Raw genomic sequence first — 8,743 nt, forward strand, 5'->3', positions numbered from 1 at the left:
GCCATATTGTTGAATAACAATCTGTGAAGAATAGCGAGTAAATTTAAAAGGGGATAATAATCAATTAATATTATGAAAAGTACGAGTTGCTTTATAAATAAAAAGGGAGCAGAATAAAGTTTCTCCTCCCCTTATACCAGTTATAAATTAACTAACAATCTTCTGCTTTATAATGATGTAAAGGAGGTGGAACTAGCCATCCTTTTTCTTTATTTAGACGAAGAACTTTAGCTCCAAGTGCTGCCTTTTGAATATGAAACTGCCCAAACATCATTCCAATATCCTCTCGAATTGATTGCCCCATTATTGTACTGCACGCTACTAATCCTGCAGCAATGCTCATTGAAAGAGCAGCTGCTATTTCAGGATCTGCAAACCGTGCTCCAACTGGAATATCCTCTAAACAAGCATTAGGTCTTTCCGGAGGTGTTGGCGGTAATCCAACTCCATTTGCTTTTAATAAAGTTTCAATCTGTTTTATTTCTTGTTGTCCTCCTTGAATGGCTTCCTCAAGCAATTTCTTTAAATCTTCATCACCTGCATGGTTTTGGTGAGTTTGATAACCAGCAATTGCCCCTTTAGCCGTTAAAAGAAAGGACCAGGTGCTAAATACCTCCCCATAATGCATAGGTTCATCTGTTGGATTTCCACTTAAAATTCCCATTGTAATCCTCCTAATCAAATTCAAATTTAGTGCCTCCTTTCGCCAAAGCACATATTCTTATCATTCTCCTTTCGCAGCTTATTAATTCATTATTTTGTGGCTTCGAAATAAAGCTCGATCATTAATAAAAATGTCTAATTGTTTAAAGTTCGATCAGGAATCCTGTTTGAAAATGTATCATTTTCCTTATTCCGCAAAACCAGCTAATAGAAGCTAATTAATTATTCCAGTAAAGGACCAGATTGTGGAGTAACTCTTTTTTTAATTAAATGGATATTTATGTTGAAATTTGTTGAAGAGAATGTAAATGTTCTTGGGGTACATTTAATCATTGATTCGGAGCATAATAAAAATAGGGAGGGAATCAAATTATGATACTTCGTTGGGTACATAAGTATGTAATCATCTTGGTATTATTCTGTTTTTCTATTTTCGTCCCCCTCCTCATTCCATTAGCTGAAATAGAGAATGATTCACAACAGCAAGTATTTTTGAACTTTGAAAAAGAGATCCTTGATTTAATCTACTCTAGTATAGGGCCATTGAATAAACTGGACAGAGTAATGGGAGAGGAAAGCTTATATAATATTGCCTTATCGGCAGAACAGAAGCTTGCTGAAAATTCCATGACTTTAGCCCAATTAAAGGTACCTACCACATTGTCAGATGATATAAAGACATCGTTAGAAAATATCAAAGATGATTTGTCTATAGGTTTAAAGGCATTGGAGAAAAGTATGAACCACTTGGCACAATACATCGTGAAGCGTAACCCCTTATTGTACGATAAGTTCACCGAGGATTATGACAAGGGTTTTCTCTATATTTACGGTGTATTAACTTCGTTAACTACAATAAGATCGCAACTAGTCTCAAACATATCAATGATAGATAAAAATCGTTCGGTTTCACGAAAGGTAAGATCAGCAAGTAGTGGATGAATGTTACCTTTTACCCTACATGCCTTGATTAACTCTCTTGCACAGACTGACATAATGAGGGTCAGACTTAGTTTTGAAGGTATTGAAAAAAGGTTCTTCGATTTAAAGTGTACCCCTTGTAATCACCGGGCGCAGCTCGGGGTTTATTTGCGGCTTCTCGATATTCCGGTGCCGGGCATCTACGGCCCCTCGGCCGACGAGGAAGCCCAATGAATTAAGTTTCTCGTCCAATACTCGCTAAAAAGTCATAGGTCACCGGCATGAACGCAGTTACTCTACTACAAGGGACAAGAATGATTATACTCCTTAATCAATAACAGTTGAGGATTTTTAATTGAATAATACCAGTTAATATCAGCTTTTTGTTTATTCAAGAAAAGGGCGCTTTCCTATAATAAGGAACAGCGCTTATTTTCATTATAGGGCCAGATTGTTGAATAAAACCTAGATATCTAGGCGAAAGTTTAGGCGAGTTTGTGAAACTTGTACTTAAAGTAACGACGCAGTTTAGTTCAAGAAGGAAAACTCCTAATGATAATAGAACTAATCTGATTAGAGAGTCATGTATATCCGACATCTTGGTGCATAAAATGTGGGATATTAAATTCCTTTTTCTTATAAATATATTATAAGTGAAAGTGAAAGTGAAAGAATGAAAATATGGATTGGCTGGAAAGAATGAATAACGCATTGGTTTACATTGAATCTAATCTTGACGGAGAGATTGATTATAAAAAGATTGCACAAGTTGCTTATTGTTCGGAGTATCATTTTTCAAGAGTGTTTTCATCAAATTCTGGTATATCACTCTCAGAATATATTAGAAGCAGGCGACTAAAACTTGCTGCTTTTGAGATTCAAAAAAGTGATATTCGGGTTATTGATATAGCAATTAAGTACGGTTATTGGTCTGCTGACTCGTTTTCTCGTGCTTTTCAAAAGACACATGGAATAAAACCCTCTGAAGCCCGAAATAAAGGGGTGCAATTAAAAGCCTTTCCAAAGATTTCTTTCCAAATTTCAATAAAAGGAGATACTGAATTGGATTACAGAATTGAAAATCTTGATTATGAATTAAGAATTGTTGGAAAAGGTAAGCCTGTTAAAACGAGTAGGGCATTTAAAAACATTCCAACGCTTTGGAGCAGTGCAAAGAAAGATGGGTTTATGCAAGAACTAAAAGATATGGCATGGGAAAATCCAAAATGTACACTTGAAAGCCTCTTAGGAGTTTGTGGTAGGGAAGCAGCAATAACCGACGATGAATTTACTTACTTTATGGGAGTACGATATGATGGGGAACCTCCAAGTGATATGGAAATCCTTATCATTCCTGCAAGTACCTGGGCTGTTTTTCCGAATATAGTTGATGCGTGGAAACGACTTTATACAGAATGGGTTCCAACTTCTGGCTATGAACTGGCCAATTTACCATGCATTGAATGTTATTACGGTCCGAAGCATAAACCAAGCCATGAACTTTGGGTTCCTGTTATATCTAAATGATTTCATATACGCTGAAATGGAAAAAGAAAGGAATGCAACAGATAGAATTTCCATTAATATATCATCAAATGGATTTTAATTTTGATAGATGGTTTGTATTTAAAGGTAATGAGGAAAACAAAAAGCACCTCCGAAGAGATGCTATTTATTCTTCAATTTATTAATTAAATCATTAACCTTACTTCTCATTTTTTCCGTCTCATCGTTAAGCAGAGAAATCGAATATTGATCATCATTTTTTGTCACTGATAAAATATCTCCTTCTCTAAATTCCTCGAGTTCTTTTTTAGGGACAAGAAGTTGTTCTTCCTCATTAGGATATTTTAAAAGAACTCCAAATGATTCTTCAAAGCGATCAAGAGTATATTGGATCATTCAAAGCAACTCCTTTTTTTAACGCTCACATGCCCATCCGTCATTATCGCGATCGTGTTTGGCAGCATAGGCTGGGTGGCCAGTTTTTACACCATTTGGGTAGTATTCCCGCATTGCCGTACAGTTACTAAATGATGTAGGTGCTCCCGGTATTACATATGTTCCTAAACCTGGGTCTGCTGGTTGTTCAGGAGTAGTTACAGGTGGTTCTGGAACAGGAGTAGGCGTTATTGTGACACCATTCCATGGCTTAGTGTTGAAAGAATAGGTCAACCCGTTTGTGCTCATGGTAATATTACCAGAAAACACAGTAGAGTATAGTAAAGATCCTGCACTCTTCAGACGGCTTACAACTTCCGGATGAGGATGGCCATATGAATTTTCATAACCATATGATAAGACTGTTGCAGCAGGCTTAACAGCATTAATAAATGTCTCAGAACTGCTTGTATTTGAACCATGGTGTCCTGCTTTTAATACTGTAGATTTAACAGCATAGCGACTGATAATTTCTTGTTCTGTGGCAGTGTCAGCATCGCCCATCAACAAGACACTAATGTTTCCATAGGTTAAGCGCAGCACAATCGATGCTTCATTGTTATCGTCTCCAGCTTCAGCAGCGTTCAATACAGTTAACCCAAGATGAGAATCCAGATTAATCGTACTTCCAGCTTTAGGAATCACATAATTGATATTTTTGGCATCAACCAATGACAATAAATCATAGTAAGTCTGAGTCGTATGTGCTTGTCCAGAATCTACAAAGTTACTTACTTGAAAAGTATTAAGGACTGAAATTAATCCCCCGATATGATCGGCATCTGGATGAGTAGCAACTACATAATCAAGATTGGTTACTCCTTTACCTTTCAAGAAGCTAACCACTTCATCTCCGGCTGACTTTGCCCCACCATCAACAAGCATACTTTTACCGTTTGAAGTTTGGATTAAAATAGAATCTCCTTGCCCTACATTGATAAAATGAACTTGTAACGGCTTATTATTTACGATATCCAATAAAGCCAATTTACTCTTTGACGGTGTTTCATATTTAATAGATGAATCTTTCTTTACAAAAAGTCCTCCGCCAATCCCATACATTCCTCCATTTGCGCTTTTATAGGAATATACCCGGAATTCTTCGCCTTTTGTTAGTGTTTTTACCAGTTTCATATTTACATCGTAAACTGGTGTATTGCCGAGAACTGTGATTTTTCCAATTTGGCCTTTCTTTAATTCTGTTTTCCCCCACATAATTTTGGTGGACCCAGCAGGAGTAACAGTATTTTGTGGAGTTGACGATTGTTGTTCAAGCAGTGCTAATTTTGCTTTTGAAGGCGTTTCGTATTTTATTTTGGAGCTCTTTTGGATATATTGTCCGCCCCCTACGCCATACAATCCGTCGTGTGCGCTTTTATAGCTGTAAACACGATATTCTTCTCCAGCTTTTAATGTACGAACAGCCTTCAGTGAACCATTCGCATCTAAAGTGACCAAATCTGTATTTGATAAGACCGTCACTTTGCCGATTTGGCCAGCCTTTAACTCTGTTTTTCCCCACATTACACGGGTTGCAGCATGTGCATCATATGATTGAAATCCCGCGAAAGAAAAAAACAATACGGCTGCTAATAACAACATAACTACTTTTCTCATTGTTTTCCCCCATGATAGATTTAGTCTTTAAACCAAAATTAATGATACTACAGGAATTGGGTATATCGAACAGGGATTTTAATCCAGTTTCAAACAATAAAACTCTTTAACTCTTAATGATATAATTTCTATTGATTATATGATTGTAGAATCACTTTGAAGGGGAATAAAATGCTTCAGATACTAAAAGAATCAGATAATTTGATTATTGTGATACACGAAATCTATGGTATTAATCAACATATAAAAAATTTTTGTGATTTATTATCAAAACAAGACTTTGACGTTATCTGTCCGAACTTATTAGAACGAGAACAAGCATTTGATTATTCTGAAGAGAAGATTGCTTATTTGAATTTTATAGAGAATGTAGGGTTCTCTATCGCTGTACATAAAATAAAGAATTTATTATTAGGTGTTAAAAATGAATACCAAAAAATATATATTATTGGATTTAGTGTTGGGGCAACTGTTGCTTGGTTGTGTAGTGAGGAAGAGTGTCTTGATGGGGTTGTGGGATATTATGGTTCAAGAATTAGGAATTACACACAAATAGTGCCTCTATGTCCTATAATTTTATTCTTTCCTCAAGAGGAACAATCCTTTAGTGTGGATGAGTTACTATCAAATTTGGATAAGAAGAAGAATATCGAGACATATAAATACTTTGGACAACACGGATTTAGTGACCCATACTCTACAAAATATAATGAAAAATCATCCCAAAACGCTTTCAATGAAATGCTAAACTTCTTAAAGAAACATTAATTCAAAACAAGGATGTTATACAACTATAGGTGCAGTTTAGTTGAATAAGGAATATTAATTTTATAGGGTTATGGAAAGAACAAAATATAATAAAAAACTCGCCAAAAACTGAACGAGTTTTAAATACCTATTTTTATTGCTGGTTGAAATAATAATGCGCTCAACATAAAACAATTATACGATAGGGTGTGGTTTGAGCAGGGATACTTCTTGTGGCAGGTCCATAGAAAACAATTAAATCTCGGTTCGCTGGATATCTTGAAAAGAGTTGCCCATTCGTTAATAATATTTGGGTATAGGGAGATAAATTTAATTGTAATTGTCCATCACTACTCACCAATTGGTTATTAAAATAATCAACTATTACATTCTGATTTGGGTTATCTTTTACCATGACAAGCGCTTGATATTGTGGAGGGTAAATAAGAATAGCAGGTAAATCTCCATCATAATATCCTGTCACGCGATCTCCTACTCTGACCATTTCATGGTCAACGAAATAAGTTGAGGGTGAAACCACGAAATTTACTATTGATCCCAATTCATTTTCTATTGTAAATAATTTATAACAACCTTCTTTTTTACCATTTTGACCTGTGAAAAATTCACTAATCACCGTGACAGTTCCATGAAATGAATAAAAATTCGTCATACAATACCTCCAAAATAAAAAGATAGGGACGATCTTTTATTTTGAGACTATTCGAGATAAGGCTTTTGAAGGATTTTAGTATAATGTAGGGATAGGAGGGCAGGCAACAGCATCTATAAGTCTTGGGTCAATACCGTAGAATTGCCAGAAAGCACCGTTCCATCTATATCCAGAGACTTCTCCATATTCCACACGAGTAGGGTAAAACCAAAATTGTCTGCCATTTATAAGCCATACATAAGTGTTTTGATATAGACAATCGACGATATAGGACACAGAAGGTTTTGGTGGTATGAATGTTGGAGGAGGGGATTGTGGACTCATTGTCCCCTGGCGTGGGAAATATCTCATGTGATTTCACTCCTTTTAGTTAGGGTCTCAACATTATATGTTGAGAAGAAGTAAAAGGATTATTTAACGCGAAAACTAAAGATTGTGAAGTAATGTACTTAAACTAATGGGTAGCGTTAGTTCAAGAAGAATTAAGTGATTTTCGGGTTAGGAACTTATTATAGGTATTCCATTAAAAGGCGCTTTCCTGGAACAAGGAAAAGCGCCTATTTTCATTATTGGGACAGATTGCTGAATAAGCAGAATTCCAATAAAATTGGTTGCTTTTCTTGAAATGGTTAGTGCCTGTTTTCGACTATAGTACAATTTAGTTGAATGAAAAATAGAATAAAATTAAATTGCCGAGGTCTGTTATTACTAAATATATCAATGATATCCTTCCTTTTATGAGCTAAGGAAAAAAATAATCTATACATAATAACAAAAAAGTTAAAAAAATAGAATTTCTTGATAGAAATAGGGCCAATGATTACGTAATAAGGAGTGTAGGGGGACACTTACAGGGAGGAAATAGATGAAAATAAACGATAGTAACGTTGTACAACAGTTAACAAAAAGAAATGAAAAAGCTTTATACTATATCATCGATTGTTACGGAGGTTTGATAAAGAAAGTTATCCAAAAGTACTTGTACAATTTAGAATCTATTCAAGAGGAATGTTTGGATGATGTACTACTTCTTATCTGGGAAAATATTCATTCATATGACCAAAGTAGAAATTCACTAAAAAATTGGATTGCAGCTATTGCAAAATACAAGGCAATTGATTATCAAAGAAAATACCAAAGATATTTAGAGCAAAAAGATATCGATGATGAGATGGTAGAAAGTCCATTTGACGTAGAAGCACATGTAACAAGAAATATGTTAAGTAGCACTACTGAGAAAATGCTCGGTTACTTAAAGAAAGAAGATCAAATATTATTCATCAAACATTATGCTGAAGACAAAAATATCGATGAATTATCGAATGAAACGGGTTTAGAAAGGTCCGTTCTTTATAATCGTTTGTCCCGTGGGCGAAAAAAGCTTCGGTCATTATTTCAAGGTAATTCAGCTAGTGGAAAATAGAATGAGGTGAATAGATGAAAAACTTATTTGAGCGTTTAAATGATGAAAAAATTAATCTATCAGAATTTGAAGGTGGCCAATTAACGGATATCGAAAAGAAGGCTACAAAAAAAAGAATAAAGGCAAAGTTAAAGAGTAGATCGGGTAATAAAAGAAGGATTCTTGCTGTAGCAGCTTCGCTTGCAGTCATAACAATTTTAGGGATGAATACAAATTATACTTTAGCGGATATTCCAATAATCGGAAGCGCACTAGAGAAATTTGTCTATTCGCAAGAAGATTCATTAAGCGATTATAAAACAGTCATTGGAGAATCGGTAGAAAGTAATGGAGTGAAGGTGACATTGAATGAAATAATACTAGATGAAGGTCAACTCCTTATTAGTAGTACATTCCATACAGATTTATCGGATAGTGACTTAGCTTATAATTGGTATTCAAACATAGGAGTTTATATAAATGGTAAGAAATCAGATCTCGGGGGAGGTGGAGGCCCCAAAGAAATAACCAATTCAGCAGTGAATTATTTTTGGGCTTCGGATATAAAAAATATTAATCTTCAAGATAATCAACAGATTAAAATAGACTTTAATAATTTGGAACGAAGTGATTCAAAGAAATTAATAAAAGGAAAGTGGAATTTTGAATTTACTGCATCCGGTGAAAAACTCATGGCAGAAAAGAAATCAATACCAATTAATAAGTATATTACACTAGAGGATGGTCAGAAAGTGACGGTAGAAGAGTTGATATTAACT

Annotated in this window: 10 protein-coding genes and 1 pseudogene; 6 read left to right on the top strand and 5 right to left on the bottom strand. The window is 35.0% G+C overall.

The genetic code is table 11. The features are described from left to right. Window positions 1–151 precede the first annotated feature (151 nt). Window positions 152–664, bottom strand: coding sequence for a DUF3231 family protein (locus V7164_RS02245; RefSeq protein WP_335353324.1), 513 nt, complete (start codon window positions 662–664; stop codon window positions 152–154). Window positions 665–1,035: 371 nt separating this feature from the next. Between V7164_RS02245 and V7164_RS02250 the strand changes: the two genes are divergently transcribed. From V7164_RS02250 to V7164_RS02260, 3 genes and pseudogenes are all read left to right on the top strand, one after another. Further along, window positions 1,036–1,605 carry a hypothetical protein gene (locus V7164_RS02250; protein WP_335348281.1) on the top strand — a complete coding sequence of 190 codons (570 nt, stop codon included), beginning with the start codon at window positions 1,036–1,038 and terminating at the stop codon, window positions 1,603–1,605. Between the two features lie 120 nt (window positions 1,606–1,725). Beyond that, window positions 1,726–1,818 (top strand): annotated as a pseudogene (locus V7164_RS02255) (DinB family protein); the annotation flags it as partial. 447 nt (window positions 1,819–2,265) lie between these two features. Then, window positions 2,266–3,111, top strand: a complete 846-nt coding sequence (locus V7164_RS02260) for an AraC family transcriptional regulator (RefSeq protein WP_335346026.1) — start codon at window positions 2,266–2,268, stop codon at window positions 3,109–3,111. A 141-nt stretch (window positions 3,112–3,252) separates the two neighbouring features. Here V7164_RS02260 and V7164_RS02265 read toward each other — a convergent pair whose 3' ends face one another. Both V7164_RS02265 and V7164_RS02270 read right to left on the bottom strand, forming a co-directional pair. Beyond that, the gene (locus tag V7164_RS02265; RefSeq protein ID WP_335346027.1) at window positions 3,253–3,486 is read right to left on the bottom strand and encodes a DUF3006 domain-containing protein; all 234 of its coding nucleotides are present in this window, start codon (window positions 3,484–3,486) and stop codon (window positions 3,253–3,255) included. Between the two features lie 18 nt (window positions 3,487–3,504). Next, window positions 3,505–5,142: an MBL fold metallo-hydrolase gene (locus V7164_RS02270; protein WP_335346028.1), complete on the bottom strand. Its 1,638-nt coding sequence runs from the start codon at window positions 5,140–5,142 to the stop codon at window positions 3,505–3,507. A gap of 171 nt (window positions 5,143–5,313) precedes the next feature. Here V7164_RS02270 and V7164_RS02275 point away from each other — a divergent pair, with 171 nt between their 5' ends. Continuing rightward, window positions 5,314–5,910, top strand: coding sequence for a dienelactone hydrolase family protein (locus V7164_RS02275; protein WP_335353325.1), 597 nt, complete (start codon window positions 5,314–5,316; stop codon window positions 5,908–5,910). A 160-nt stretch (window positions 5,911–6,070) separates the two neighbouring features. Here V7164_RS02275 and V7164_RS02280 read toward each other — a convergent pair whose 3' ends face one another. Then, window positions 6,071–6,562, bottom strand: coding sequence for a hypothetical protein (locus V7164_RS02280; RefSeq protein WP_335348354.1), 492 nt, complete (start codon window positions 6,560–6,562; stop codon window positions 6,071–6,073). 75 nt (window positions 6,563–6,637) lie between these two features. Beyond that, a complete protein-coding gene (locus V7164_RS02285) occupies window positions 6,638–6,913 on the bottom strand; it encodes a transporter (RefSeq protein ID WP_289314799.1) in 276 nt (91 codons plus the stop codon). Between the two features lie 514 nt (window positions 6,914–7,427). On the opposite strand from V7164_RS02285, the gene V7164_RS02290 reads away from it, so the two are divergent. Together V7164_RS02290 and V7164_RS02295 are read left to right on the top strand one after the other, a co-directional pair. Further along, window positions 7,428–7,985: a sigma-70 family RNA polymerase sigma factor gene (locus V7164_RS02290; protein WP_335353326.1), complete on the top strand. Its 558-nt coding sequence runs from the start codon at window positions 7,428–7,430 to the stop codon at window positions 7,983–7,985. A gap of 14 nt (window positions 7,986–7,999) precedes the next feature. Further along, window positions 8,000–8,743: DUF4179 domain-containing protein (locus V7164_RS02295; protein WP_335353327.1), on the top strand; the 744-nt coding region annotated here is incomplete at its 3' end.

Origin of the sequence: Bacillus sp. JJ1474, from assembly GCF_036965225.1 — a bacterium.
Taxonomy (GTDB): Bacteria; Bacillota; Bacilli; order Bacillales; family Cytobacillaceae; genus Cytobacillus.